The organism is Streptomyces sp. PKU-EA00015, from assembly GCF_013387495.1.
Classification (GTDB): domain Bacteria; phylum Actinomycetota; class Actinomycetes; order Streptomycetales; family Streptomycetaceae; genus Streptomyces.
In genome coordinates this window covers 79,223-105,497 of the sequence record NZ_JABZEE010000001.1, presented here as the reverse complement: position 1 = coordinate 105,497, position 26,275 = coordinate 79,223, and the positions used below count along the sequence as shown (strand labels likewise).

The following is a 26,275-nucleotide window of genomic DNA, read 5'->3' as shown; positions in this document are numbered from 1 at the left end:
TGACGGCGGGCCGGCCGCATGTGCGGGGCGACTGTACCGCGGTCCTGTGACGATCGGTCATGACCCGTGTACGTGACGACGACGTGTGACCAAGAACGGACCGCTAATTTCCGTTTGGGGTCGCCCTCTTGGCGGGCGATCAGTAGCCTCGGCTCGAACGCTGGCCATGGACATGGCCGATCCGCCGTGGCGACTTGTTGGAGACATCGATGGAGCGTCCCGCCTGGGCCCCGCAGAGCATCGACATATCGGTGCCGAGCGTGTCCCGCATTTACGACTTCTACCTGGGCGGCTCGCACAATTTCGAGGCCGACCGCGAAGCGGCGCGCAAGGCGATGCGGTTCATGCCGGGCCTCCCGAAGATCATGCAGGCGAACCGCGCGTTCATGCGCAGGGCCGTGAATTACGCGGTGGGCGAGGGGATCAGCCAGTTCCTCGACATCGGCTCCGGCATTCCCACGTTCGGCAACGTCCACGAAGTGGCCCGCGCGGCGGACCCCGAGGCCCGGGTCGTCTACGTCGACCACGACGCCGTGGCCGTCGCCCACAGCCGGACCATACTCGCCGGGGACGAGCGGTCCGGCGTGGTCTGCGCCGACCTCCGCAAGCCGGGGCAGATCCTCGACAGCCCCGAGGTCACCGGGCTGCTCGACCTGGAGCGGCCGGTGGCCCTGCTGCTCGTGGCCGTACTGCACTTCCTCGAGGACGAGGACGATCCGTACGCGGCGGTGGCGGAACTGCGCGACGCGCTCGCGCCCGGAAGCCTCCTGATCATCACCCACGCCTCGTACGAGGGGATACCGGTCGCCGAGGACGTGGCGGGCGGCGCGGTCGCCGTCTACGAGGAGATCCGCAACCCCCTGGTCATGCGCACCCGCGAGGAGATCGCGGCCTTCTTCGAGGGATACGACATGGTCGAGCCCGGACTGGTCGCCATGCCCCACTGGCGGCCCGACACGCCCGTCGACCAGGAGGACCCATATGCCTTCTCGGGCTTCTCCGGGGTGGGGCACAAGGCGTGAAGCCGTCGTCGCAGGCGACCGGTCCCGACGCGGAGGCGGACGCCCTTGAGGACAGACTCAGCCGGTTCGCGACGATCTGGAGCCGGGCCGTCTTCCCGGTGACGTCGACGTCGCTCACCCGGCCGGAGTTGGAACAGCATCTGCTGCCGGTGGCACGGGACCTGTGCCGCGTACTGCGCGAGCGCCCGTTCAACCCGCAGTCCGCGCAGCGGATCGGCAGGTCGCTCGTCGACGCCCACTGCACGGACCCCGACGCGCTCAGCCGCACGCTCGGCGTCGTCGAGTCCTACCTCGTGCTGTACTGCGGCGACCAGGAGCAGAGTGCCGAGGAGAACAGGGCGCGCTGCGCGCGGCTCCAGCACGCCGTCGCCGCCGGGTTCGCGGCGGCGCTGCGCGAACGCACTCTCGCCGAGCAGGAGGCCATCGCCCGCTCCTCGCTGCTCGCGCGCAACGACGCCCTGGAGGCGATGCACGCCACCGAGGTCCGCTTCCGTGCGGTGTTCGACGGGGCCGCGATCGGCATCGGGATCGCCGACCTCGACGGCAATCTGCTGGAGGTCAACGACACCCTCATGCAGATGTTCGGCGGCCTCGAACACCACGTGCGCAGCCGCAAGCTCACCGAGTGGGTGCACCCCGAGGACCGGCCCCAGGTCTGGGACCTCTACCGGGAACTGGTCCGCGGCGAGCGCGAGCACTACCGGACGGAGAAGCCGTTCTACCGCAACGACGGCACGGTGCTGTGGACCAACCTCACCGTCTCGCTGCTGCGCGACGCCGAGGGAGCCCCGCAGTACCAGCTGGCCCTCCTGGAGGACACCACCGAGCGCCGGCTCCTCAACCTGAGGCTGCGCTACGAGGCCACGCACGACGCGCTGACCGGACTGCCCAACCGCACCCTGTTCTTCGAGCGGCTCGAGAAGGCCGTGTCGGCCGGCGACGGCGCCCGCTTCGGGCTCTGCTACCTCGACCTCGACGGTTTCAAGGCCATCAACGACAGCCTCGGACACGCAACCGGCGACCGGCTGCTCGTGGAGGTCGCCGACCGGCTGCAGAGCTGTGCCACCGCGCCGGGGGAGATGGTCGCCCGGCTCGGCGGGGACGAGTTCGTCGCGCTGACCACCGGACCCGACACCGAGCGCGAGGTCGACGAGCTCGCCTCCCGCATCCTCGGCTCGCTCGCCTCGCCGGTGACCGTCGACGGGCGCGAGTTCACCGTGCGCGGCAGCATCGGCATCGTCGAGGGCCCGGGGGGCGAGCGGACCAGCGCCGAGGTGCTGCGCAGTGCCGACATCACCATGTACCGGGCCAAGTCGGCGGGCGGCAACCGCTTCGAACTGGCCGACCCGGAGGCCGACGCCCGCGCCATCACCCGGCACGGGCTGACCAACGCCCTGCCAGCCGCGCTGGAGCGCGACGAGTTCTTCATCGAGTACCAGCCGCTCGTCCACCTCGGCGACGGCAGTGTGCACGGCGCCGAGGCACTCGTGCGCTGGTGCCACCCGCAGTACGGGGTGCTCGGGCCCGACCGGTTCATCCCGCTCGCCGAACGCACCGGGCTGATCGTGCCGCTCGGCCGCTGGGTGCTCCAGGAGGCCGTACGGCAGGCCCGGTACTGGAGCATCCGGCACACCGACGGCGGCCCGCTGCGCATCAACGTCAACCTCTCGCCGGCCCAGCTCCAGCACCCGGGGCTCGTCGCGGACACGGTGGACGTGCTGGAGCGCTCGGGCCTGGAGCCCGGCGCCCTGTGCCTGGAGGTCACCGAGTCCGCGCTCATCGGCGCCGACGAGGACCTGCTCAAGCCGCTGCGCCAACTCGCCGAGATGGGCGTGGACATCGCGCTCGACGATTTCGGCACCGGCTACTCGAACCTGGCCAACCTGCGCAGACTGCCGGTGAGCGTGCTCAAGCTGGATCGTTCCTTCACGCAGGGGATGCAGCAGCACCCCGCCGACCCCGTCGATCTGAAGATCGTCGAGGGCATCGTGTCGCTGGCGCACAGTCTCGAACTCGCCGTGACCGTGGAGGGCGTGGAGACGGGAGCCCAGGCCGAGCAGCTGCGCGAGCTGGGGTGCGACACGGCCCAGGGCTGGTACTACGCACGGCCCGGTGCGCCGGACCGCATCCACGCGCTGGTCCTGGCGGACGCGGTCTGATCCCGGGGGTTCCTCCCCCTACGCCCTGCGGGCGTGGGGGTGCCTCCAGCGGGGCTTGTCGTGTGCGACGCGCTCGTTGGGGCGGAGCCCCGGTTCGGGATGGGGGTCACTCCCGCTGGCTTCGCCGGGCGGACCGCCACCCACGGCCGCCAGGCCGCAAGGGGAGGGAGGGAAGCCTCCCGGTGGGGCGCCGGCCGCGGTCCGGACCTGCCGGCCCCGGTCCGGCCCCGGCCGCCCCGGCCGGACCCGCTCAGGTCCGCGAGTCCAGCAGCACCCGCTGCAGCTCGCGGGCCGCACGCGGCGGCGCCACATCGCTGCGGTGGGCGAGCGCGATCGTGCGCCGCAGACCGGGGCGGGCCAGCGGGGTGACCCGCAGGTCCCCTCCGGCGCCCGCCGCGACCATGCTGGGCACGACGGCGACGCCGAGCCCCGCCCGCACGAACCCCAGCACGGCGTCCATCTCGCCGCCCTCCACCGTGAACGACGGCTCGAAGCCCTCCGCGCGGCAGGCGGCCACCGTCAGCTCCCGCAGGTCGTACCCGTGGCGGAACATCACCAGCGGCTCGCCCGCGAGATCCGCGATCCGCACCGGAGCCGGCGGCGCAGCGGCCGCCGGTGAGGAGATCACCACCAGGTCCTCCCGCAGCAGTTCGACGGTGGTGAGCGCCGGCGAGGGCGAGGGGAGGGGCAGCACGACGAGCGCCAGGTCGAGTGCACCGCGCGCGAGCTCCCGTACGAGATCGTGCGAGCCGGACTCCTCGATCAGGATCTCGATGCCCGGGTGCAGATCGTGGAAGGTGCGCAGTACCTGCGGCAGCAGACCGGTGCACAGGCTCGGAGTGGCGCCGAGACGGACCCGGCCCCGGCGCAGCTGGGCCAGTTCCTGCACCTCGCGGCGGGCCGTCTCGGTGTCGGCGAGGATGCGGCGCGCCAGCGGGAGCAGCGCGTCACCGGCGTCCGTGAGGGCGATGTTGCCCCGGGCGCGGGCGAAGAGATTGGCGCCGAGCTCCTGCTCCAGGGCCCGGATCTGCTGGGAGAGGGAGGGCTGGGAGACGTGGACGCGCTCGGCGGCGCGGGTGAAGTGCCGGGTTTCCGCGACGGCGACGAAGTAGCGGAGCTGCTGGAGCTGCATGGCACCACTCTAGAGCTTCCATAGGACCAGCCTATTGATCCGAGCAGAATCATGTCTTGGACCTCTCGTGTTCTCCGCCCTAGCGTCGACGGCATGGCTCTGGCAACGCGGACGGAACGACAACCGTCCAGGACGCGCACCTTCTGGGCATCGACCATCGGCAAGAAAACGGTCATGGCCGTCAGCGGTCTGATCATGCTCGGGTATCTGGTCGCCCACATGTTCGGCAACCTGAAGATCTTCTTCGGGCCGGGCGAGTTCAACGCCTACGGCCACTGGCTGCGCACCATGGGCGCTCCGGTCCTGCACCACTCCTGGGCTCTGTGGCTCGTCCGCGTGGTGCTGCTCGCCGCCGTGGTCGGGCACGCGGTCTCCGCGTACCAGCTCAGCCGCCGCGACATCAAGGCCCGTCCCAGCCGCTACGTCCACAAGCGGCCGCGCGCGAGCTACGCCACCCGCACCATGCGCTGGGGCGGCGTCATCCTCGGCCTCTTCATCGTCTGGCACCTCCTCGACCTGACGACCGGCACCGTGCACACGGGCGGATTCCAGGAGGGCCACCCCTACCAGAACGTCGTGGACACCTTCTCCACCTGGTACGGCAACGTGATCTACATCGTCGCCATGCTCGCCGTCGGACTCCACATCCGGCACGGCTTCTGGAGCGCCGCCCAGACGCTCGGCGTCGGCAGCGCCACCCGCGACCGCGTCCTGAAGACCACCGCGAACGTGCTGGCGCTCGCACTGACCGCCGGATTCCTCTCCGTACCCGTCGCCGTCATGACCGAAGTGGTGAGCTGACATGAACGACTTCGTCGACTACACAGGCTACGAGGTCGGCGCCCCGCTCGCCGACGCCAAAGCGCCCGAAGGGCCCGTCGCCGAACGCTGGGACAAGCGGCGCTTCGAGGCGAAACTCGTCAACCCCGCCAACCGCCGTGGCCACACCGTCATCGTCGTCGGCACCGGCCTCGCCGGCGGCGCCGCCGGCGCCACACTCGCCGAACAGGGCTACCACGTCGAGCAGTTCTGCTACCAGGACTCTCCGCGGCGCGCCCACTCCATCGCCGCCCAGGGCGGCATCAACGCGGCCAAGAACTACCGCAACGACGGCGACTCCATCCACCGCCTCTTCTACGACACGGTCAAGGGCGGAGACTTCCGCGCCCGCGAGTCCAACGTCCACCGGCTCGCCCAGATCTCCGTCGAGATCATCGACCAGTGCGTGGCGCAGGGCGTCCCCTTCGCCCGCGAGTACGGTGGACTGCTCGACACCCGCTCCTTCGGCGGCGTCCAGGTCTCCCGCACCTTCTACGCCCGCGGGCAGACGGGCCAGCAGCTCCTCCTCGGCGCCTACCAGGCCCTCTCCCGCCAGATCGCCGCGGGCAACGTCACCCTGCACGCCCGCACCGAGATGCTCGACCTGATCGTGGTGGACGGCCGCGCCCGCGGCATCGTCGCCCGCGACCTCGTCACCGGCCGGATCTCCACGTACGTCGCCGACGCGGTCGTCCTCGCGACCGGCGGCTACGGCAACGTCTTCTACCTGTCGACGAACGCCATGAACTCCAACGCCACCGCGATCTGGCGCGCCCACCGGCGCGGCGCGTACTTCGCCAACCCCTGCTTCACCCAGATCCACCCCACCTGCATCCCTCGCACCGGCGACCACCAGTCCAAGCTGACCCTGATGAGCGAGTCGCTGCGCAACGACGGACGCATCTGGGTCCCCAGAGCACGCGGCGACCACCGCCCGCCGAACGAGATCCCCGAGGACGAGCGGGACTACTACCTGGAGCGGATGTACCCGTCCTTCGGCAACCTCGTGCCGCGCGACATCGCCTCGCGCGCCGCGAAGAACGTCTGCGACGAGGGCCGCGGCGTCGGCCCCGGCGGCCAGAATCAGGGGGGCGGAGCCGAAGGCTCCTCGGTTGAGGGCGGTGGTGGGCGACGGGAGGGCGTCTACCTCGACTTCGCCGACGCCGTCGCCCGCATGGGCCGGGCGAAGGTCGAGGAGAAGTACGGCAACCTCTTCGACATGTACGAGCGGATCACCGCGGAGAACCCGTACGAGGTGCCGATGCGGATCTACCCCGCCGTGCACTACACGATGGGCGGACTGTGGGTCGACTACGACCTCCAGACCACCGTCCCGGGCCTCTTCGCCATCGGCGAGGCCAACTTCTCCGACCACGGAGCCAACCGGCTCGGCGCCTCCGCCCTGATGCAGGGCCTCGCCGACGGTTACTTCGTGCTCCCCTCCACCATCAACGACTACCTGGCCCGCACCCCGCACAAGGACCCGGTCACCGTCGAACACCCGGCCGTGCAGGAGGCCGTGGCCGAGACCGAGGACCGGATCAGCCTGCTGCTCTCCGTCGACGGCGACCGCACCCCTGACTCCTTCCACCGCGAGATCGGTGAACTCATGTGGGAGTACTGCGGCATGGCCCGCACCGAGACCGGGCTGCGCAAGGCACTGGAACGGATCCCGCAGATCCGCGAGGAGTTCTGGCGCCGCATCAAGGTGCCGGGCAGCGGCGAGGAGTTCAACCAGTCGCTGGAGAAGGCCAACCGCATCGTCGACTACCTGGAACTCGCCGAGCTGATGTGCCTCGACGCACTGCACCGCACCGAGTCCTGCGGCGGTCACTTCCGCGAGGAGTCCCAGACGCCGGACGGCGAGGCGGCCCGCAAGGACGAGGAGTTCTCCTACGCCGCGGCCTGGGAGTTCACGGACACGGGCCGAGCCCCCGTCCTCCACAAGGAAGACCTCGTCTTCGAGTACGTCCACCCCACCCAGCGGAGCTACGCATGAAGCTCAACCTGCGCGTCTGGCGCCAGAAGAACGCCGACGCCCCCGGCGCCATGGCCACCTACGAGGTGGACGGTATATCCCCGGACATGTCCTTCCTGGAAATGCTCGACACCCTCAACGAGGACCTCATCCTGCGCGGCGAGGAGCCGGTCGCCTTCGACCACGACTGCCGCGAGGGCATCTGCGGCGCCTGCTCGCTCGTCATCAACGGCGACGCCCACGGCCCCGAGCGCACCACCACGTGCCAGCTCCACATGCGCTCCTTCCAGGACGGCGACACCATCGACGTCGAGCCGTGGCGGGCGGCCGCCTTCCCGGTCGTCAGGGACCTGGTCGTCGACCGCACCGCCTTCGACCGGATCATCCAGGCCGGCGGCTACATCAGCGCCCCCACCGGATCGGCACCCGAGGCCCACGCGACGCCGGTGCCGAAGCCCGACGCCGACCTCGCCTTCGAGCACGCCGAGTGCATCGGCTGCGGCGCCTGCGTGGCGGCCTGCCCCAACGGCTCCGCCATGCTCTTCACCTCGGCGAAGATCAACCACCTCAACGTGCTGCCGCAGGGCGCCCCGGAGCGCGAGACCCGCGTGCTCGACATGGTCGCCGCCATGGACGAGGAGGGCTTCGGCGGCTGCACGCTGACCGGCGAGTGCGCGACCGCCTGCCCCAAGGGCATCCCGCTGCCCTCCATCGCGGCGATGAACAAGGAGTGGCTGCGGGCGAACCGCAAGGTCAGGAGGTAGGCGTCAGGTCCGCCCCGAAGACCGTCGCGTAGTCAGGAACGACCACCCGGGAAGTGGGGCTGCACCGGCGGACCTCGGCGACGAAACCGTCGAGGTCCATCACCGGATCCGGCTGCGGCGGCCCGCTCAGCGGCCTCTCGAAGTGGTCCCAGTGCACCGGGACGACGGTCGCTGGGCCGCCGAGCGCACCCAGCAGCCGCGGGACATAGCGGTGCGTCGCCCGGCTGGAGGGCACCGCCGCCATCAGGACGTCCGGGCGCAGCCCGGCCACCGCGCGCTCGTCGACGTCGCTCGCGCCCATGAAGAACACCGAAGGACCGCCCGCCACCGTCAGCTGGAACGCCAGTGTGTCGCCCTCCGGCAGGTCCGAGACGGTGCGCGGGGCGCGCGGCGGCGGCGCATGCAGCGTGCCCGGGGCGAAGTACGACCACTTCGCGTTGCGGCTGTGCCGACTGGAGACCACCTCGACCGTGTAGTCGCCGAAGTCCAGCACCTCGCCGCCCTTGACGACGCTGATCTGCGCCGCATCGACCCCGAGGGACCGCAGCACGTGGTACGTCGTCTCCGTGCCGAAGACCCGTGCGCCCGTGGACTTCGCGATGAACGGGACGTCGTTGACGTGGTCCCAGTGGGTGTGGCTGACCAGGACGGTCTCCGGCCTGCCCGCGTGCCGGGCCACCAGGTCCTCGTCACAGGTCAGCTCCGTGGCCGGGTCGAAGCTGCCCTTCGGGCCGAACAGGCCGGTCTCGAAACGGGTGATGTACGGGTCGAAGAGGACACCGCGGCCGCCGATGCCGACACGCCAGCCCGAGGTGCCGAGCCATTGCAGGGTCGCGCTGTCCGCCCGTACCCGCGCGGTCGCGTCGCCGCTCCGTTCCGCCGCCCCAGCCGCGGCGGGCAGCAGGGGCACCGTCGCTCCGAGCGCGGCGCCGCGCAGCAGCGTCCTGCGGACGAACGACCGCCGACCGCCTTCCTCCGTGGTGTTCTCGAATTCGCTCATGACACGCAGAAGATCAGCCCCAGGCCGATAGCGTCCAAGACCGGAGCCGCTCATGACCCATACCGTCAGGTGTATGACACCTGGTCACCTGCTCTGTCCACCGGACGGAGCGCGCAGGAAATCCACCGCCGTCCGCGCCGCGGTGCCGATCGCCACGTCCGTCCGCGTGCGGTTCGCCACCGGATCCGGCGTACGGGCGAAGACCGCGACCGCGTACCGCCCACCGTCCGGGTACGCGGCCACACCCACCTCGTTGTGCAGTCCCGGCAGCGTGCCCGTCTTCGCCGCGACCCGCACGCCGTCCCCGAACCCCGCCGCGAGACGGTGCCGGAATACCTGACGTGCCATCAGGTCCCGTACCTGGGCGCACGCCTGCGCGGGACCGGCCTCGTCACGCCAGATCATCCGCAGCAGCCGCGTCATCTCCCGGGGTGTGCTCGCGTTCGTCCGCGCCGGGTCGAAGACGCCGAGCGCACCGACCTCGGCGGGGGACAGCGCCGGGAACAGGGACGCGAACTCCCGCTCGTCCCGCGCCCCCACCTCCTCGAGCATCGACTCCAGCAGCTGCCGGGGGCCGCCCACGATCCGGGTGCGCACGAGCCCCAGCTCCTTCGCCAGCAGGTTCACGGTGTCCACGCCCACCCGCTCCAGCAGGAGATCCGCGGCCGTGTTGTCGCTGACCGACATCGCGAAGTGCGCGAGGTCCCGCAGGGAGACCTCCACGTCGTCCAGGCACCCCGCCGTGCCCCAGCCGCCGAGCCGGTGCCCGGCCGTGACCAGCACCCGCTCCCGCGGATCGAGCTGACCGGCCGCCGCCTGCCGGGCGAACTCCAGCACCAGCAGCACCTTGAACACCGAGGCGACCACGACCGGTTCGTCGGCGCCGTACCCCACGTCCCCGCCGGAGTCGATGTCCAGCGCGTGCATCCTGCCTTCCGCACCCGCCGCCGCGAACACCGCGCCCAGCCTCTCCTCGATCCGCACCCCGAGCCCCCGCCCCCTCGCCTACTGTCGTCCCGTGGATCTCTTGCGCCACCTGCGTATCTTCCTCGCCGTCGCCGACGAGATGAACTTCGGGCGGGCCGCCGAGCGGCTCGGCATGGCCCAGCCCCCGCTCAGCCGCGCCGTCCGCAGACTGGAGGACGACCTCGGCGCCGAACTCTTCGACCGCTCACGGCGACAGATCCGGCTCACGCCGGCCGGCACGGTCCTCCTCGACGAGGCGCGGGACCTGCTGGCGCGCGAGGAACGCACCCGGGTCCTGATACGGCGTGCCCGCGACGGCGACCTCGGCACCCTGCGCGCCGGGGTGCCGCCCGACACCTCGGCAGCGGTCCTCGGCTCCCTCCTCGCGGAGTGCGCCGACCGGGCACCCGCGCTGCGGGTCGACCTCCAGGAGGTGACGACGGACGAGCAGGTGCGCCTGCTGGCGTCCGGAGGGCTGGACGTCGGCCTGGTGCACGCCCCCGTCGACGCGACCGACATCGTCCTCGGTCCCGAGACCGGCGTCGACCTCGGAGTCGTGCTGCCGAGGACGTCGCCCCTCGTCCGGCTGCCCGAGGTGGCACTCGCCGAACTCGCGGGCCACGACCTGGTGCTCTTCCCGCGCTCCACCGCACCCGGCTGGTACGACAGGACGCTCGGCATCTGCCGCGCGGCGGGGTTCGTGCCCGGTCGCGTACGGCACGCCCGTAACCCCGAGTTCCTGATCGGGCTCGTCACGGCGGGCCACGGAGTCGCCTTCGACCAGGGGCCGGTGGCCCGCAAGGAGCCCAGGGTGGCGTGGCGGCCACTGGCCGGGCGGCCGCTCACCCAGCGGATCCGCGCGGCCTGGCCGCGGCAGTCTTCGCACCCGGGCGCGCGGGAGTTCGCCGCGGTCGCGGCGGACGTGCTGGCGCGCGACCACACGACGGCGGTGCCGATGGGCGACGCGGGGGAGGCACCGCGCCCGTGGTCCGTGGTCTTCGGCTGAGCAGGGCCGGTGCCGACGGCCTCGGCCGCCGGCACGCGCCCTGACCTTCGGACGCCCCGGCCCTGTACGGGGCGACAGCCGCCGGGTGCGGCACCGCGGGCCGCGGGCCATCCCCGGGCGGTGGCTCACCACCGGCTGACCGCTGTACGTCCCCGGGGCCCGGCCGCTGAGCGGCCGTGCCCCGGGGACAGGTGCGCATTGCCCCCCTTGGGCGTAGACACTGTCTACCCCTTGCGGTAGACAGTGTCTATGACTGAACAGGACGAGGGCCTGCGGGCCCGGCTGGTGGCTGCGGGGGTCGAACTTGTGACCAGTAGGGGAGTGGAGGCGCTGTCCCTCCGGGAGATCGCCCGCAGCGCGGGCGTCTCGCACGGCGCTCCCCGCCGGTACTTCCCGACCCATCTGACGCTGCTGTCCGCCATCGCCCGGGAAGGCTTCGCCGACCTGGCGCGCAGGGCCGCCGAGGTGGGCGAGGTGGGCGAGGCCCACGAGCAGGATCCGCGCGCCCGGGTCGCCGAACTGTGCCGCGTGTATCTGGACTTCGCACGGACCGACGGCGGCATGTTCGAGCTGATGTTCCGCCATGACCTGCTGAAAAGCGGCCATCTCGGTCTGCGGGAGACCAGCCTGCCGCTCTTCGGCAGATTCGTGGACGCGGTGGCCCAGGTGCGGCCGCGCCCCGGAGAGGACCCGCCGCAGGTCGTCGCGACCGCGTTGTGGGCGAATCTGCACGGCGTGGCTCAATTGTGGGGCTGGGGCAGCCTCCAGCTCGCGACGGGCACCGACGACGTCGAGCCGCTGTTGCGCACCGTGCTGGACGCCCACCTCGGTCCGGCGGCCCGGTGAGCGTGTCCCACCGCCGGATCACGCTGGCCGGCAGTGTCGTGGGGGCCGCGATCGTCGCTCTCGACGGAACGGTGCTGACCATCGTGCAGCCCACGATGCAACGGGATCTGCATGCCTCCTTCGAGCAGGTCCAGTGGACCAGCACCGGCTATCTGATCGCGGTGGCGAGCCTGCTCGTCTTCGCCGGCCGCCTCGGTGACCAGTACGGCCACCGGCAGGTGTTCGCCTCCGGGATCCTTGGCTTCGGCGCCGCCTCTGCGGGAATCGGCCTGGCGTCGGACATCGGCTGGGTGATCGCGCTACGCGTCGCCCAGGGCGTCTTCGGAGCGCTGCTGCAGCCGGCCACTCTCGGGATGCTGCGGGCGGCCTTCCCGCCCGACCGGCTCGGGATGCCCATCGCGCTGCGCACCAGCGTCATCGCGGTGGCGGCCGCCGCAGGGCCGCTGGCCGGCGGGGCGCTCGCCGCGCAGTTCGGCTGGCGGGCGGTCTTCCTCCTCAACGTCGTACCGGCGCTGACGATCGGACTGCTCGTCCTTGCCGTACGGGATCCGGAGTCCGCGGACCCGAAGGCCGCCGACCTCGAGTCCGCCGCGGCGTCCGGCGCCCGGCTCGACCTGGCCGGGGCCTGCCTGCTCGCTGTGACCCTGGTCTGCCTGGTGCACACGCTCGTCGGCATGCCGGAGGCCGGCCGGGCGGCGGCGACCGCGGCGGGATTCGCCGCGACCGTGATCGCGGGTGTCGCGTTCGTACGGCATGAACGGCGCACCCGGTGTCCGCTGGTGCCGCCGGAGGTGCTCGGGTCGGCGGCCGTCGCCTCGGCCCTCGGCCTTCTGGTGGCCGGGTCGGCGGTGCTGTTCGGTGCCCTGTTCACCGGCACCTACTTCCTGCAGGACGTCCTCGGCCTCGACCCCTTCCGCAGTGCTCTGCGGGCGCTGCCCGGGGCCGTGGCGATGGTCCTGGGCGCGCCGGTCTGCGCCGTACTGCTGCGCCGTTGGGCTCCGCGCCGGACAGCCGCGGTGGCGATGGGCCTCCTCGCCTTGGGTGCCCTCGAACTCTCCGGCCTCGATCGGGCGTCGGGCGCGGTGGCGATCGGTTCCGGCTTCTTCCTGGTGGGTGCCGGTTTCGGTGCCGTGATGGTCACCGCGACGGCGGTCGTCGTGCGTCATGCGCCCGCGGAGCACGCCGGGGTGGCGGGCGGACTCCAGCAGACCGCCATGAACATCGGCCCGACGCTGGGAGTGGCCGCGGCGACCACGCTGACGGCCTTCGCCGGGGCTGCCGAAGTGCCCGGCTCCGCGACGGCGCCCACGCTGACGGCCCTTGCGGCCGTGGCGGCGGTCGGCGTGCTCCTGACGGCCGCGCTGCCGGGCCGCACCGGTGTCGCCTCGCCGCCCTTGCCGTAGTAGATCACCGTGTTCGCCCGGTTCCAGGCCTCCTTCACGTTCAGGCACTCCTCGATCTCCCGCTGGAGGCCGCGGTCGCGCAGGAAGCGGGCGACGAAGGCGCTCTTGTCCCATGGGTATCGTCCGCTCTCCTACCCAGGGGACTGCGCCGAGCCCGGAGCCGTGCGGCATTCCGCGTCGGGCGATGACCGGCTTGATCCTGCGCGGCCGCAGCAGGCGCCGGGCCTGCAGAGCGGAAGGGCCCGTCACTCGGTGACGGACCCTTCCCCTCTGTGCGGCCGTGTACGGCTCAGGCGGCGACGGCCGCCCGGCCCGCGATGAACGTACGAGCGGTCTCCGCCACCCGGCCGCCGAGGTGCTGTGCGGTCGCGATGTCGGCCTTGTGCACGCCCTCCGGACCCTCGTCGGAGTTCGTCTGGGCGGCGGCGCCGAAGAAGAAGCCGAGGCGGTTGAGGTCGTCCTCGGAGCCCTCTGTGGAGTTCCATCCGGGCTTCAGACCGAGGTTCACCCAGTGCATGCCGTGCTGAGCGGCAAGCGTCGCGAAGTACTGCAGGGTGTGCAGCTTGTCGCCGCTCTTGGAGCCGGAGTTGGAGAAGCCGGCCGCCAGCTTGTTCTTCCAGGCGTCGGTGAACCAGCGCTTGGAGGAGTCCTCGGCGAACTTGTGGAACGCACCCGAGGCGGTCCCCATGTAGGTGGGCGACCCGAAGACGATCGCGTCGGAGCCGTCGAGCAGCTCCCACTGGGCCTCGTCGATCTCGTCGACCTTGATCAGGTGGACGGTGGCACCGGCGGCGGCCGCTCCGTCGCGGACGGCCTCGGCGATGACGGCGGTGTGGCCGTAGCCGGAGTGGTAGGCGATCGAGACAACAGGGGTGGTCACGGTAGAAGGCTCCTCGAAAGCGATGTGCTCGTCGTTGGGGGCCCAGACAAGCACTAACTTTCAGAAAGCGCAACCCTATAGTTAGCGCCGACCCAAATGCGGGTGGTCTTTGACTGTTCGGCCGTTCTGGCCCAGGCCTGTCCGGCATGGTGCGGGCCGTGGGGCGGCAGCCGGTCGGCATGGGTGAGTTGGTCGAGCACCGGACGGTGCTCGGTGGCGAGTTGGAGCTTGTCACGGGGAAGCGGGGCGGGGCGCGCCTGGGCTTCGCCCTGCTGTCGAAGTACTGCACCGCGCGTCCGCCCGGAGCGGGACGACCTCTGGTCCGACGGTCGATGGACCGAATGATCGCGACCGCGCAGTTCGGACAGCAGGACATCGCGCGGCGGCTCGGCCTCAATGTCACGGATCTCACCTGTCTCGGCTTCCTCATCGAGGCCGCCACGGCCGGCGAGTCCCTCGTGGCGGGCGACCTCGCCGAGCGGGCCCGGCTGACCACCGGAGCGGTGACTGGTGTCCTCAACCGCCTTGAGAAGGCCGGCTACATCCGTCGCCAGGCGGACCCGCGGGATCGCCGACGGGTCCAAGTGGTCATGGAGGAGTCCGCACTTGAACGCATCCTCGAGGTCTATGGCCCCTTCTACGAGCGCCTGGGCATGCTCTTCGCCGACTACAGCCCGGACGAAATCGCCGTACTGGCGGATTGGTTCACTCGCGCCAAAGCCCTGTTCCAGGAGTCATTGGACGAGATCCGCCAAGGCGTCTCCGAGTGGCCCCCGTCCGACCGCGAGTTGTAGACACGTCCACCTGCGGGTTCGCGGTCACGGGTGGAGGTGTCGGCAGACGGGGGCAAGCTCGATCATTGGTCGGCAGGAAGAAGCGTTGCGGAACCAACAGCGCCATGACGGCCACCTTTGGTGGTGAGCAGCGGCTGCGGTCCCGCGCATCCGTTCGGGTCTGAAGAACCGCAGGGCTTGCGCGTGTGACGAGTGCCACACGCAGGGGCGTGCCGGTGAAGCAGCGTTTTGCGGCACGGGTGCTGTCTGGGGGGTGGATGGGACAAGAGAGAGCCTGTCTGCTCCGGTCGCGGTGGCTGGAGGCTCGGGCTGTTTGATCTATAGGAGTTACTGATGACTTCCATCGGTTCGCACAAGCGGAAGCGCGGGTGGCTGGCTGTGGTTGCGGGTGCTGCGGTGCTCGCGACGGGGACGGGAACGGCGGTCGCATCGTCCGTAAGCGCATCGCCGGTGTCGGCAGCGCCCGCAGGCGCCTCCGCCCGGGTGGCCTCCTCGGCCGGTGCCCTGCAGGTGGTTGCGCCGGGTGAGCGGATCGCGGTTGCCGGCAACAAGCTGTGGCTGACGGCGGAGGGCCTGCACGTTGTTGCCCCGAAGTCTTCGGGTACTGACAAGCCGGATGTCATTCGGGTCGCCGACGTACTCCCTGGGAAGGTGTCCACGATCGCCCGCGGTGACGCTTCCGGTGTGCTGTTCGCGGGGATCTACCGCGGTCCGGTGACGGCGACGACCAAGGTCACTGTCAAGCTCGGGACCCGGACCCTTCAGGCCAAGGTCGCCACCCTGGCCGGCGAGCCCGGCTGGGGTGCCTACTACGTCTTCGACGCGAAGGCGGACGCTTCTGCGAAGCCCTCGATCATCGTCCAGAGCTAGTCAAGAACTGCCGCTGTCGCCCCGGATGGGGCGGCAGCGGCGGCTGCAGCAAGTGTCTCTTCGCGCCGCCTGTCTCTTCCCTGCCGAGGTTCAGTCGTGACAAACACCGCGGAATGCCGCAGGCTGGCCAGAGCCGAACCTTGGCGAGGTCTGCTTGAGCAACGCCAGCGATGACGAATTCCACAACTTCATGACAGGCCGGTGGCCCAGCCTGGTACGCACCGCGTATCTGCTGACCGGCAGCCATCACGATGCCGAAGACCTGGCCCAAAGCGCCCTGACCCGCGCCTATGCCAAGTGGGACAAAGTGCGGCATAGCGACGACATGGCCGCGTACGTCCGCAGGATCATGATCCACGTTCACGCGGACGGGTTCCGCAGGCGGACCGTTCGCGAATGGTTTACTTCCCGGCTTCCGGAGACTGCGGTGGCCGACCGGACCGCCCAGGTAGAACATCGCAGTGCGCTCGTTGACGCGCTGGCCAGGCTGCCGCTGCGGCAGCGGTCCGCAGTGGTGCTCCGCTACTTCGAGGACATGACCCCCGCCCAGATTGCTGCAGCATGGGGAACCCGGGAAAGCACCGTACGCAGCCAGATCACCCGCGGCCTGGCCGGACTCCGCGACGACGGCGTCCTGGCCGCCCTGGCCGGAGACCCCCAGGAAGCCCGTACCCAGCCGAGCGACTCGGTCGCGCTGAAAGGAATGCCCCGATGAACCAGGACGAGACCCTGGCCGCGGCGCTCCATGAGGCCGCAGAAGGCGTGCCGGTGGGGACGGCCCCCACGGCGGCTGTGATGCGCCAGGGAAAGATGATCCGCCGACGCCACAAGGCGATGCGATCTGCTGTCGTGGCAGCCGCGGTTCTCGTCCCGGCGGTCGGCGTGGCGTTCTCTGCGACCTTTGATTCTTCCCCTCGGCCCCAAGTGCCCGCGGCATCGGCGGCCGTGAAGGTGGTGGATCCGGGTGAGAAGGTGATGCTCGGCCGTGGCAAGACGATGTGGCTGTCCGATCAGGGCATGTTCCTGGCGACGCCGAACGCTTCGGGCTCGGCCAAGGAGCGGCTGATGGAGGTGGCTGAGGTGCCCGGAGGCAAGATCTCGGCCACTGCTGCCGGCGACGACGCCGGCACCGTGTGGGCCGGCATCTACCGCGGCCCCGAAAAGCCCACCAGAGTGACCTTTTCTCTTGAGGGCCGGACTATGAACGCCCGCATCGTCACGCTGCCCGGCCGCCCTGGATGGGTCGCCTTCCATGCGGATGACACTCATGCCAGAAAGAACGACATCACCATCACCGTCCAGGGTGCCGACGGCGCGATCCTGGCGTCGCTGGCCAAGCCCGGCATGGGCTGAACCGCCCTACACGCCTACCGCCCCATGAGGGGCACGGAGGTTGGTCTCAACCCCACCAGCAGTGGCGTGCGTACGCTCCAGTCAAAAGACTGCCCCCACTCGTCTGGCGCCTGGCGGAGCTTCGAGTCCGGCTCCGGCTGCGCAGGGCGCCGTCATCAGCTGCACCGCGCGGGCCGGGTACGACTTGAGGCTGAAGCATGAGCCGTTTGTCCATGTCGAGGCGAAAGGTGCCGTACGGGTTGATGCTCGACCAGAACAGCGCGGTCAGTCCGCGCCGGTCGTCATCGGTGGGCCTCGATACGCAGGCCGGTTCCGCGAGGATCTGCTGAAGCGCAGGGCGTTGACGTGCACGAGCGCGGACGATCTATGCGTCCAGCCCCCTCAGAATCGCGCATGTGCTCGTCGGCGCACACGGCTCAAGCAGAGCACCAGGCCTTAGACCATGTAGGACATGGTCTTAGAAGCTGCAGGCCGAGGGGGCGGCGCAAGGCACCAACTCGTCATAGAAACCGGTCGGCAAGCTGTCGGCGGGTGGTGAGGCCGAGCTTGGCGTAGACGCGCTGCAGGTGGTTGTCGACGGTACGGACGGAGAGGGTCAGCTCGGCGGCGATGTCCTTACTGGGCATGCCCCGGGAAGCGAGGAGCGCGATTTCCTGTTCTCTCGCGGTGAGCGGCACGACGCCCTTGTAAGCCCTGAGAGCGGGGGTAGGGGCCCCTTCGCAACGGGCGGCGAGGGCCTCAGCGCGCACCACGGCGGCGTTGGCTCGGCGGACCTCTCCGGCCTCCCTCAGGAGGGTGGCGGCCGTGGTCGCCGCCTCGGCCGCCAGCAGGTCCGCTCCGATCCTCTCCAGGGCATCCGAGGCGGCGATCAGTCCGTCGGGATCCTGTGCCGCCCATGCCGTTGCCAGATCCGCACGGGCACGGTGGAAGTGTCCCGAGCACTCGGCCGCGATCTCCTCCAGCCGCGCGGCGGCTGCCCGCGCACCGCCCAGCCGGACAAGATCAGTCAGCAGGATGCTCTCGAATGCGGTCTGTCCGCGCTCGAAGGCTTCCCTCGCGGCAGCCGTCAGTACGGCTCGGGCGCGGGTCAGCTCGCCCCGGGCGACGTGCACCCACGCCCTGCCCAACTTCTCCTCAGCGAGGAACACGGAGCGCGGGAGCCCTTCGTACTCGACCAGGGCCGCCTCGGCCGCTTCGAGATCACCCTGCATGGCAGCTGCCGCCGCCAAACCCGCCAGCGCTATGGGCAGGACGACCGCGGCGTGGGGCCGTGACGCACGAGCCAGCTCCGCGTACAAGCGCCGGGCCTGCGCCGGGCGACCGGCAAGCCACGAGCCACGAGCCAGATGGAAGGCCAACAGCCGGCGCTCGGGTTTCGCACTCATTTCGGAAATGCCATCGCACGCCTGCTCGCCCACCGCACGAGCCTCGGCCAGGCGGCCGAACTCCGTCAGAGCCAGGACAAGGATGGAATGGAGCGCCGCTTCGTGCGAAGCCAGTGCGGACGACGGGTCGGCAGCGGCCGAACCGGCGGCGATGGCACGTCGGGCCCAGTCCACGGCCTCCTCCGCATGCCCCAGGCACGCCAGGGCGGCGGAGCGGATCATGGCGGCCATCAGCCAGATCTGCGGGTCTGGCGACTGCGCGACATCCGGTTCGAGGTCGGCACACAGGCTGAGGCTGTGCTGGGCATCCCCGACGGCGAAGCCTCCGGCGGCCTCGTTGTACCGCAGGGCTCGGAGGCCGGACGGGCTGGTGACCCTGCCGCGGGCGGCCTCGATGACGCCGAGGACGTCCTCGTAGGGGGCCCCTAGCCCCCAGATGAGGTTTTGGGTCCGCATCAGAACGAGGGCCAGTACTTCCGGCTCGCCGACCGCCTTTGTGTCGGCCTCGGACAGTTCGGCCTCGGCCTGTTCGAAGTCACCGGCCTCGAACAGCGTCTTTCCCAGCAGTAGCCGGACTTGGAAACTGCGGTGTTCCTGGGGGATCGCACGGAGCAGTTCCAGCGCGCGCGGGTACTGGCGAGCATGGGTGGCGAGCACTGCCGCCTGGATCAGCAGCGCTGGATCGGCAGTGCCGGTGGCCGCGAGTTCGTAGGTGGCGAGCTGGATCGCGTCTTCCCGGCGGCGCGCCCCGCACTCCTTCAGCAGCCGGACCTGCCGCAGCAGTGTTTCCCGACGGCGCTGCGTGGTCATGTCGGCGCGCAGTATCTCGCCGTAGAGGGGGTGAGCGAGCCGAACTGTGGTACGCCGACCCGCCTGCGCGACGACGATCAGTCCAGCCTCCTCCAGTTGGTCGAGTGCCTCCGGGCCGACGTCCTTGCCGAGGCGGTCCAGGGACAGCGGTTCGCACAGCGAGAGCACATCGAGCACCTGTCGGCCTTCTGACGGGGCGACGGCGAGCCGGGACCGGATCAGATCGGTAAGTCGCCGGGTCCCCGGCACCTCGTCCGCGGTCATGTCCCAGATGCCGTCGTCACAGGTAAGCGCTCCGCCGGCCACTGCTCCCCGTACCAGCTCATGCAGGTAGAGCGGATTGCCCCCACTCGTGGTGAACAGCTGATTGACCGCGTTCGTGCCAACCGGCCCGTCCAGGACCTGTTCAAGCAGGGTCTCGACCTGCTCGCGGCCGAACTCGGCCAGGTCCACCCGCCATACGGCGTCCTCGTGCCCTAGGGCGGTGACGGCCAAGGCCGTCCCGTGCCCTGACCGCACTGTTCCCAACAGGAAGGCCACTCTGGCGTCCATCAGCTGCCGCAGCAGCATCGCCGAGGTCGCATCCAACAGGTGGACGTCATCGACGAGGATCACCATGCGGGACGTCGGCGAATGCGGCTGCGAAAGCAGTTTGACCACCCTCGCGAACCCCGAGACCGGGTCGGACAAGTCGATGCCATGGGGCAGCAGATGGGCAAGAGCGCCCAGTGATACCGACGCCGCGGCGTCGGTGGCCACCGCCCGGCCCGTGCGGTGCCCGGCTTCGGCCGCCCGGCCCAGGCACTCCTCGGCCAGCCGGGACTTGCCGACTCCCGCCGGCCCGAAAAGCAGGAATCCGGTGCTGCGCGCGTCCTGCAGGACCTGGTCGAACTCCTTCATCTGGTCTTCGCGCCCCACCAGTGGCCAACGCCGCGGCATGCTGTTCCGACTCATCCTGTCCCTCATGTAGTTTCCCGGGCCGTCGGCACATGAACGTTTCACCCTCTTACCGTTCCCGAGTCAGGCGAATTATGGCAGTACCGGCCCCTCGAGCCCTTCGGGCTTCCAGGGCACCCGTCCTCTCCCGGTGGTGGACCGAGTGGTGAGCGCTCGGCACCCCGACGCCCTGCCGTAGACGACTAGCCGTTGCTCTGCCGTCGGCCTCACGTCCCCTCAATGCTCATTCTCACCACTTCGGCGGGGAAGTTCTTGAACCCGCTCCTGTGCTCTGGCTCTCGTTCGTGAGTGAGTAGTTCTTACTCAAGTGCTGAGCGCCTCTAGTGATCCAAGCTTTCCTTCGACGTACGGGCTGGGGTTCACCAAGGCTTTGGGAGTATTGATGAGCGCACATGGTGATGTAGACATGGGGCACACGGTGGCTGGGTGGACAGGAACTTCCATCGGAACCTTTGGGTTTGGCGTTGCCGGCCTTGGCATCGTCGCTGCCTCCGGTCCTGTGATCGCAGCGGGAGTCGCGGTCATCGCTCTGTCCGTGATCGTCACCTGGGTCCTTCATCTGGCCGGTTGGGGCAAGCCGAGCGGCCCCCGTCCGGCTGACCAGTGGGACTGGCGCGTAAAGGACCTCACTGCTCGTCGAGGGCACCCCAACTGCGTTGGCTGCCGGATAGCCGGACGGCGGGCAGTGGCCGCAGCTGAAATCGGTGAGCCGGTGCCCGAAACAGTCGGCGCCCAGCTGTAGAGCAGTGCTCTGACATCCACAGCCTCAACCTGTAGGCATGGACTTTCTCGTCCAGTTGTCGATGCTGGCGCCATTGCGTGTCAGTTCTCTGGTCATAAGGGGGATGAACGACCAGGTGATATGGTCTTCGAGGAGTAAACGCAAATGCGTCGGACGCGTCGGTGGGTGATCACACAGCAGTACTTGAGTAGTTGATAATGCATGTGGATCCTGGGCATCCTGTGGCGTATAGCCACGAGCGGAGCCGACCGGGGGGAGCAGTACGTATGAGGGCTTTGGTTTTCGAGGCTTTCGGACAGGAGCTTTCGGTCCGTGAGGTGCCCAACCCTGACCCTTCCCCTGCCGGGGCAGTGATCAAGGTTGAGGCGGCAGGGCTGTGCCGGAGTGATTGGTACGGCTGGCAAGGCCACGACCAGGACATCCGCTGCCTCCCGCATGTGCCAGGACATGAGCTGGCAGGGGTGGTCGAGGCGGTGGGCTCCCAGGTCTCGAGATGGCGGCCTGGGGACCGGGTCACAGTTCCGTTCGTGTGTGCATGCGGGACCTGCGGCGCGTGCGCCGCGGGAGAGCAGCAGGTGTGCGAGCGGCAGACGCAGCCAGGATTCCATCATTGGGGCTCGTTCGCGGAGTACGCGGCAGTCGACTATGCCGACGTCAACCTGGTCAGACTGCCGACGGCGATGGAGTTCACGGCTGCCGCGGGCCTGGGATGCCAATTCGCCACCGCCTTCCGCGCCGTGGTCCAGGTCGGCGCAGTTCGACCGGGTGAGTGGGTGGTGGTCTACGGATGTGACGGGATCGGGCTCTCGGCTGTCATGATCGCCGCAACCTCAGGGGCCCGGGTAGTCGCGGTGGACAGCAGTGGCGAGGCACTGGCCCTCGCAGAGCGACTGGGCGCTGCCGCAGTGCACCGGATGCCTGCGAGTGGTGAGGCACCCGGCAACGCCCGTGGCGTCCCTGAAGCCGTTGATGAAGTCGCCGCCGCGGTCCGGGACATCACAGGAGGGGGAGCCCATCTGTCGATCGACGCCATGGGCCAGGCCTTCAGTACCGAGCTGGGGATCGGAAGCCTCCGACGGCGCGGACGGCATGTCCAAGTTCGGGCCGCCGGAGGGCTCACCGGGCTGTCGATGAACCGTGTGCTGGCATACGAGCTGGTCGTCTCGGGCAGTCACGGCATGGCCGCGCATGCGTATCCTGCAATGATGGATTTGGCGACGGCCGGCATTCTGCGGCCGGATCTGCTGATCACCAGGACTGTCGGTCTGGACAAGGCCGGGCTCGCCCTGGCCGAGATCGGCACCGTACCCGGCATCACGGTAATTCTCCCCCACGGCTGATGCCGCATCAGACGTCCCAACGGGCTTGTCAAGCTGCGCCTGTGGCGGGTTGTGCGGATGGGAAGAGGCGTCCGTCTCGAAGTAGAGCCCAGAGGACGTTGCGGATCTTCGACCCGCACTTGCCCCGGTCGACAGGATTCGGACCTGTCAGGTACCCCTTTTCAGGCCCGCATGTTCACCGAGTGAATCGCGCACCGAGGCCAGTCCAACTCACCGCGGGAGACGCCGATGAGCCGTCGCCCCTGGCGGTCCGAACGACGCCGTAGGCAACTGCTTCCACGTGCAGCCTGACGTGGCCACGAACGCGATCGCCGCCAGCACCTCCCGGTCACCATGTCGGCGTCGGCCGCCACCCTGAGGCCGCGAGAGAGCCTCCGGCACCACCCGCTGGAACAACTCCCACAACTCGTCCGGCACCAGCCGCTCAACGATTCCGCGGCGACCCCTGTACCGATGTCCCACGGCCGGTTCCCCACCCGGCCGGTGCGGCAGAAGTGAGTAGCGATCACTCATGCGCACCGGCTCCCGGACGGTCAGGCTGAACCGTGCTGCCACCCCCTGGCTTCCCCTACGCGGCGGAGCGTCGGGCACGGAGCATCACCGCCCGGCACGGGCACACAGTGAAGAAAGGCAGAAGGGTCACGTGAAGAATTGGTCGATTCCCGGCTTCGTGGAGACTCGGGAACTGGGGGCCGGTAGCAGCGGACGTGTAGTGATGGCCGTCGAGCACTCCACGGGTGACCCGGTGGCGATCAAGTACCTCGATGCCCGGCTGGCAGGGGACTTCCGATTTCTCCAGGCCTTCCGCACCGAGGCGGGGCTTCTGAGGGACCTGCGCTCTCCGCATGTGGCCCGCTTCCATCGGTATGTGGAGAGCGAGGAGGGCGCCGCGCTCGTGATGGAACTGATCGACGGCCCTTCCCTGAGGACGCTGCTCCGGCAGGAGGGAGCCACCACCCCAGAGGCAGCTCTGACGGTCCTCAAGGGCTCCCTGCTCGGCCTCTGTGCCGCGCACGGGGCCGGCATCGTGCACCGCGACTACAAGCCGGAGAATGTGCTGGTCACGGGCGAAGGCGTGTCAAAGCTCGTCGATTTCGGGATCGCGGCCCGCGACGGGAGCACCCCCAGCGGGGCAGGAACCCCCATGTACATGGCACCTGAGCAGTGGCAGGGAGAGGCAGCCTCCCCGGCCACGGACGTGTATGCCGCCACCGCCACGTTCTTCGAGTGCCTGACCGGGGTGCGGCCGTTCCACGGCGAGCACCTGGCGGAGATAGCCATGCAGCACCTGTCGGCGGAGGTACCCGTCCGTTCCGTGCCGGAGCCGGTTCGGCCTCTGATCGAGCGCGGTATGGCCAAGCGCTCACTGGACCGGCCGGCATCGGCAGCCGACTTCCTCGCTGAACTTGAGGCGGTGGCTGTCGCAGGCTATGGGGACGAGTGGGAGGAGCGGGGCCTCCGCGCACTGGCGCTCTGCGCTGCGGGACTGATGGTGGGCTTGTTGGAGCCTTTCGACGGTGAGGGAGAGGAAGCGACGACGTCACTTGCCACCACGGACCTTGACGGACCGGATGGCGCCCAGGGCGTACGGCGGCCCGGTCGGGTTCGGTCCGGGGGCGGCGCCGTGCCTGCCGGCCGGTCCGCCGGGGCGGGACGTCGCCTGCGCGTCCCTGTACTCGTCGGCGCCGGCGTGCTGGCGGGTGTGGCGGTGCTGACTACCGTTGCGGTGAGCGGGGGTCCCTCCTCGCATGAGGCGTCCTCGTCGTCACCGGGGTCCAGGGCCCGCCCGGTGCCCGGCAAGACGACTTCGCCGCCCGCCCCAGGGCCGGCGGAGGTTTCGGCGTCCGCCTCCTCCTCGGCGTCCCCTTCCGTCTCCATTTCACCTGGCTCGCCCTCGGGCGGAGCCGATGCGACCCCCTCCGGAGGAGGCCCCGCAGGCGGTACGGCCGGGGAGGGGAAGTCCGGCGCGCCCTCCCTCGAACCCGTCGGTCCGGGAGAGCCGGCGGCCACTCCCACCGGTGGCGGGCTGCAGACGCCCGCGGCGCGCTCCGTGGCGGTCAGCGGTGCGGAGATCACCCGGCTCGGTCCGGCGTCGTCGGGGCGCGCAGCCGATGCCGCGGTCGCGGTGACCACGACCGGCCCCGAACCAGTCACCCTCACCCTGACCTGGTACAACAGCGACGAAAGTGGCACTCCGGGAGAGCAGGACGGCTCCACGGAGACCTATGTGCTCAAGGGACGCACCTCATACGACCTCCGCTACACGCACACCTTCCGCAGCGACAGATGCCCGCGGTACTGGGGCCTGCGGATATCCACGACGCCGGGAGCCGGGTCGGGTGAGCCGTATCGGGACACGGGCGCCCTGGCATGCACCATCGAATTCCCCGAACTGGGCTGAACGCTGTGTCTGGAGCTACCATGCCGGATTCCCACGACTGGCCGACGCAGCGTCTCGGCCGGCTGGGGCGGGCGCCCGCGCCCCACGGCCCGGCCGACGACGGCCCTGAGTACCTGACGACAGGCTGGAGTGTCAGCTCCGGCGACTCCTCCGTCTCCCGGAGCGACGCCCTTCCCACAGCCGCGACGTTGTGGAAGACGGGTCTGTACCCCCTGAGCCCTCCCGGGGCGGGCGGTGAGGCGCCGACGGTGCTCCTGACGGACGGGGAGGAGGCCGGCGGAGCTGTCACCGCCGTGTGGCGGGGTGGTCCGCAGGTCATCCCGTCACGCCGGCGTCGAAAGGGCGCGCGGATACGGAGGTGGGTTCTGCCGGTCCTGCTCGCCGCCGCCGTGACCGCGGTCTTCCTTGCGCTGCGGGCTCTCCCGGACCAGGCTGCCAACAAGGTCACCGAGGTCACCGTTCGCGTCGAGCCAACCGAGGTGGGCTGCAACGGTACCGCCGAGGTGGTCGCCACGGCGAGGACCAACGGTGCCCCCGGCATGATCCGCTACCGCTGGCTCCGCAGCGACGGCACCGTCTCCGGGGAGCTGACCCAGTCCGTCTCGGCCCACCAGAAGGAGGCGCGGCTCGTCCTGCGCTGGACCTTCAACGGCCGGGGTACGCAGCGGGCCGGCGCCGTCGTCGACATCCTCTCCCCGACCCCGCACACGGCCAAGGCTGCCTTCACCTACCGCTGTCGCTGAAGGCGCGTGCCGCAGACCGGGAAGGCGTCGCGCTGGTACGGCCGGTCATTGTCTCCTGGCTCGTCAGTAACGCCATCCACGGCCGTGGACTTCCCCTGGTCGACATGCTCGCCGAGCAGTGGGGAAGCGAGCACAGGCGGGATGGGCATCACGTGTGGGCATGCGTCCGCGACTGCAGCCGCGATGACAGCGCGGGAGCTGTTGCATGATGCCGACGGGCAAGACATGTGTCGACCCTGCCCGTACCGTGAGGGTGAGTGGACCTGCCCGAGTGGTTCGCGACCGTACGGATACCGAGTTGGGACGACGCCGCCTCGGAAGGTCTGACCGACCGATTGGGAGACGGCGCGTGCTCCTCGAGCGTGACGACGAACTGCAGACTCTCAGGGCCGCCATCAACAACCTGGGGGAGGCGGTGCTGGTCCGGGGCGGCCCCGGTCTGGGCAAGACGGTGCTCCTGCACCAGGCCGAGGAACTCGCGAAACAGTCCGGGCTGCAGGTCCTGAGCGCACGGCGGTACGGAGATGGAAGCAGCTACGCATTCGGCGCCGTGCGTCAGCTGTCTGAGAAAGCTCTTGCCGACCGTCCCGGCCTCCTGGAAGAACGCGCGATTGCCCCGGGGCTTGCCGCTGTCCACACAGAGACAAGGGGAGCGGGGCCTGGCGATTTCGCAGTTCTGCACGGCCTCTACCGTCTCACCGCCCTACTCGCGCAATCCGCGCCGCTCGCCCTTGTCGTCGATGACCTGCACTGGGTGGACAGCGAATCGCTGCGGTTCCTGGCCTACCTCCTGCCGCGGCTTCGTGGCGCCCCCATCGTGGGTATCTGGAGCACACGCCCGGCCACCGGGAGTGCTGATCCCGGACTTACTCAGCTGCTCGAAGACCCACCCTGCCGTGTGCTGA

Annotated in this window: 21 protein-coding genes and 3 pseudogenes; 17 read left to right on the top strand and 7 right to left on the bottom strand. The window is 69.9% G+C overall.

Annotated features, from left to right (window positions below):
* Positions 1–209 precede the first annotated feature (209 nt).
* Together HW130_RS00470 and HW130_RS00465 are read left to right on the top strand one after the other, a co-directional pair.
* Positions 210–1,022 (top strand): SAM-dependent methyltransferase, encoded by an 813-nt coding sequence (locus HW130_RS00470; protein ID WP_177147306.1) that lies wholly within the window; start codon positions 210–212, stop codon positions 1,020–1,022.
* Positions 1,019–3,181 carry an EAL domain-containing protein gene (locus HW130_RS00465; protein WP_177147305.1) on the top strand — a complete coding sequence of 721 codons (2,163 nt, stop codon included), beginning with the start codon at positions 1,019–1,021 and terminating at the stop codon, positions 3,179–3,181. Before HW130_RS00470 ends, HW130_RS00465 begins: the two co-directional genes overlap by 4 nt.
* 250 nt (positions 3,182–3,431) lie before the next feature.
* On the opposite strand, the gene HW130_RS00460 is transcribed toward HW130_RS00465, so the two are convergent.
* The gene (locus HW130_RS00460; RefSeq protein ID WP_177147304.1) at positions 3,432–4,313 is read right to left on the bottom strand and encodes a LysR family transcriptional regulator; all 882 of its coding nucleotides are present in this window, start codon (positions 4,311–4,313) and stop codon (positions 3,432–3,434) included.
* A 93-nt stretch (positions 4,314–4,406) separates the two neighbouring features.
* Here HW130_RS00460 and HW130_RS00455 point away from each other — a divergent pair, with 93 nt between their 5' ends.
* Genes HW130_RS00455 through HW130_RS00445 form a run of 3 tightly spaced genes read left to right on the top strand, consistent with a single transcriptional unit; the run spans position 4,407 to position 7,874 of the window.
* Positions 4,407–5,114 (top strand): succinate dehydrogenase, encoded by a 708-nt coding sequence (locus HW130_RS00455; protein WP_177147303.1) that lies wholly within the window; start codon positions 4,407–4,409, stop codon positions 5,112–5,114.
* A 1-nt stretch (position 5,115) separates the two neighbouring features.
* On the top strand, positions 5,116–7,131 hold the full coding sequence (locus HW130_RS00450; RefSeq protein ID WP_177147302.1) for a fumarate reductase/succinate dehydrogenase flavoprotein subunit: 2,016 nt from the start codon (positions 5,116–5,118) through the stop codon (positions 7,129–7,131).
* Complete coding sequence (locus HW130_RS00445; RefSeq protein WP_177147301.1) at positions 7,128–7,874, top strand: succinate dehydrogenase/fumarate reductase iron-sulfur subunit; 747 nt, start codon at positions 7,128–7,130, stop codon at positions 7,872–7,874. Before HW130_RS00450 ends, HW130_RS00445 begins: the two co-directional genes overlap by 4 nt.
* Here HW130_RS00445 and HW130_RS00440 read toward each other — a convergent pair.
* Positions 7,864–8,874: an MBL fold metallo-hydrolase gene (locus HW130_RS00440; protein ID WP_177147300.1), complete on the bottom strand. Its 1,011-nt coding sequence runs from the start codon at positions 8,872–8,874 to the stop codon at positions 7,864–7,866. The two genes, HW130_RS00445 and HW130_RS00440, sit on opposite strands and share 11 nt — an antisense overlap.
* Before the next feature lie 84 nt (positions 8,875–8,958).
* Positions 8,959–9,801, bottom strand: coding sequence for a serine hydrolase (locus HW130_RS00435; RefSeq protein ID WP_177147299.1), 843 nt, complete (start codon positions 9,799–9,801; stop codon positions 8,959–8,961).
* 91 nt (positions 9,802–9,892) lie between these two features.
* Between HW130_RS00435 and HW130_RS00430 the strand changes: the two genes are divergently transcribed.
* The 3 genes from HW130_RS00430 to HW130_RS00420 all read left to right on the top strand — a co-directional run bounded on the left by HW130_RS00430 (position 9,893) and on the right by HW130_RS00420 (position 13,095).
* Entirely contained in the window at positions 9,893–10,846 is a 954-nt protein-coding gene (locus HW130_RS00430) for a LysR family transcriptional regulator (protein ID WP_309140266.1), read from the top strand.
* 249 nt (positions 10,847–11,095) lie between these two features.
* Positions 11,096–11,692 (top strand): TetR/AcrR family transcriptional regulator, encoded by a 597-nt coding sequence (locus HW130_RS00425; protein ID WP_177147297.1) that lies wholly within the window; start codon positions 11,096–11,098, stop codon positions 11,690–11,692.
* On the top strand, positions 11,689–13,095 hold the full coding sequence (locus HW130_RS00420) for an MFS transporter (RefSeq protein ID WP_177147296.1): 1,407 nt from the start codon (positions 11,689–11,691) through the stop codon (positions 13,093–13,095). Before HW130_RS00425 ends, HW130_RS00420 begins: the two co-directional genes overlap by 4 nt.
* A gap of 123 nt (positions 13,096–13,218) precedes the next feature.
* On the opposite strand, the pseudogene HW130_RS35340 reads toward HW130_RS00420, so the two are convergent.
* Positions 13,219–13,317: pseudogene (locus HW130_RS35340) on the bottom strand (IS5/IS1182 family transposase); the annotation flags it as partial.
* Positions 13,318–13,384: 67 nt separating this feature from the next.
* Positions 13,385–13,975, bottom strand: coding sequence for a flavodoxin family protein (locus tag HW130_RS00410; protein ID WP_177147295.1), 591 nt, complete (start codon positions 13,973–13,975; stop codon positions 13,385–13,387).
* 332 nt (positions 13,976–14,307) lie between these two features.
* Between HW130_RS00410 and HW130_RS00405 the strand changes: the two genes are divergently transcribed.
* The 4 genes from HW130_RS00405 (at position 14,308) to HW130_RS00390 (ending at position 16,992) form a co-directional block, all read left to right on the top strand.
* Complete coding sequence (locus tag HW130_RS00405) at positions 14,308–14,769, top strand: MarR family transcriptional regulator (protein WP_177147506.1); 462 nt, start codon at positions 14,308–14,310, stop codon at positions 14,767–14,769.
* 333 nt (positions 14,770–15,102) lie between these two features.
* On the top strand, positions 15,103–15,639 hold the full coding sequence (locus tag HW130_RS00400; protein ID WP_177147294.1) for a hypothetical protein: 537 nt from the start codon (positions 15,103–15,105) through the stop codon (positions 15,637–15,639).
* A gap of 154 nt (positions 15,640–15,793) precedes the next feature.
* On the top strand, positions 15,794–16,354 hold the full coding sequence (locus tag HW130_RS00395) for a SigE family RNA polymerase sigma factor (protein WP_256355718.1): 561 nt from the start codon (positions 15,794–15,796) through the stop codon (positions 16,352–16,354).
* A complete protein-coding gene (locus HW130_RS00390) occupies positions 16,351–16,992 on the top strand; it encodes a hypothetical protein (RefSeq protein ID WP_177147293.1) in 642 nt (213 codons plus the stop codon). Before HW130_RS00395 ends, HW130_RS00390 begins: the two co-directional genes overlap by 4 nt.
* A gap of 500 nt (positions 16,993–17,492) precedes the next feature.
* Here HW130_RS00390 and HW130_RS00385 read toward each other — a convergent pair whose 3' ends face one another.
* Positions 17,493–20,126: a LuxR C-terminal-related transcriptional regulator gene (locus HW130_RS00385; protein ID WP_375256494.1), complete on the bottom strand. Its 2,634-nt coding sequence runs from the start codon at positions 20,124–20,126 to the stop codon at positions 17,493–17,495.
* 400 nt (positions 20,127–20,526) lie between these two features.
* Between HW130_RS00385 and HW130_RS35505 the strand changes: the two genes are divergently transcribed.
* Positions 20,527–20,886 carry an HGxxPAAW family protein gene (locus HW130_RS35505; protein ID WP_256355716.1) on the top strand — a complete coding sequence of 120 codons (360 nt, stop codon included), beginning with the start codon at positions 20,527–20,529 and terminating at the stop codon, positions 20,884–20,886.
* A 266-nt stretch (positions 20,887–21,152) separates the two neighbouring features.
* Positions 21,153–22,226 (top strand): alcohol dehydrogenase catalytic domain-containing protein, encoded by a 1,074-nt coding sequence (locus HW130_RS00380; protein ID WP_177147291.1) that lies wholly within the window; start codon positions 21,153–21,155, stop codon positions 22,224–22,226.
* Here the strand turns inward: HW130_RS00380 and HW130_RS36900 are convergent.
* A pseudogene (locus HW130_RS36900) lies at positions 22,148–22,658 on the bottom strand (transposase); the annotation flags it as partial. The gene HW130_RS00380 and the pseudogene HW130_RS36900 overlap by 79 nt on opposite strands.
* Before the next feature lie 211 nt (positions 22,659–22,869).
* Between HW130_RS36900 and HW130_RS36555 the strand changes: the two are divergent.
* The 3 genes and pseudogenes from HW130_RS36555 to HW130_RS36895 all read left to right on the top strand — a co-directional run.
* Entirely contained in the window at positions 22,870–24,627 is a 1,758-nt protein-coding gene (locus HW130_RS36555; RefSeq protein ID WP_177147290.1) for a serine/threonine-protein kinase, read from the top strand.
* A gap of 20 nt (positions 24,628–24,647) precedes the next feature.
* On the top strand, positions 24,648–25,370 hold the full coding sequence (locus tag HW130_RS00365) for a hypothetical protein (RefSeq protein WP_177147289.1): 723 nt from the start codon (positions 24,648–24,650) through the stop codon (positions 25,368–25,370).
* A 205-nt stretch (positions 25,371–25,575) separates the two neighbouring features.
* Positions 25,576–26,163: pseudogene (locus HW130_RS36895) on the top strand (ATP-binding protein); the annotation flags it as partial.
* Positions 26,164–26,275: the final 112 nt, after the last annotated feature.

Coding starts and splice junctions, on each gene's coding strand:
- HW130_RS00470 (WP_177147306.1), top strand. CDS start 210: ATGGAGCGTCCCGCCTGGGCCCCGCAGAGCATCGACATATCGGTGCCG.
- HW130_RS00460 (WP_177147304.1), bottom strand. CDS start 4,313: ATGCAGCTCCAGCAGCTCCGCTACTTCGTCGCCGTCGCGGAAACCCGG.
- HW130_RS00455 (WP_177147303.1), top strand. CDS start 4,407: ATGGCTCTGGCAACGCGGACGGAACGACAACCGTCCAGGACGCGCACC.
- HW130_RS00450 (WP_177147302.1), top strand. CDS start 5,116: ATGAACGACTTCGTCGACTACACAGGCTACGAGGTCGGCGCCCCGCTC.
- HW130_RS00445 (WP_177147301.1), top strand. CDS start 7,128: ATGAAGCTCAACCTGCGCGTCTGGCGCCAGAAGAACGCCGACGCCCCC.
- HW130_RS00440 (WP_177147300.1), bottom strand. CDS start 8,874: ATGAGCGAATTCGAGAACACCACGGAGGAAGGCGGTCGGCGGTCGTTC.
- HW130_RS00435 (WP_177147299.1), bottom strand. CDS start 9,801: ATGCACGCGCTGGACATCGACTCCGGCGGGGACGTGGGGTACGGCGCC.
- HW130_RS00425 (WP_177147297.1), top strand. CDS start 11,096: ATGACTGAACAGGACGAGGGCCTGCGGGCCCGGCTGGTGGCTGCGGGG.
- HW130_RS00405 (WP_177147506.1), top strand. CDS start 14,308: ATGGACCGAATGATCGCGACCGCGCAGTTCGGACAGCAGGACATCGCG.
- HW130_RS00400 (WP_177147294.1), top strand. CDS start 15,103: ATGACTTCCATCGGTTCGCACAAGCGGAAGCGCGGGTGGCTGGCTGTG.
- HW130_RS00390 (WP_177147293.1), top strand. CDS start 16,351: ATGAACCAGGACGAGACCCTGGCCGCGGCGCTCCATGAGGCCGCAGAA.
- HW130_RS00385 (WP_375256494.1), bottom strand. CDS start 20,126: ATGCCGCGGCGTTGGCCACTGGTGGGGCGCGAAGACCAGATGAAGGAG.
- HW130_RS35505 (WP_256355716.1), top strand. CDS start 20,527: ATGAGCGCACATGGTGATGTAGACATGGGGCACACGGTGGCTGGGTGG.
- HW130_RS00380 (WP_177147291.1), top strand. CDS start 21,153: ATGAGGGCTTTGGTTTTCGAGGCTTTCGGACAGGAGCTTTCGGTCCGT.
- HW130_RS00365 (WP_177147289.1), top strand. CDS start 24,648: ATGCCGGATTCCCACGACTGGCCGACGCAGCGTCTCGGCCGGCTGGGG.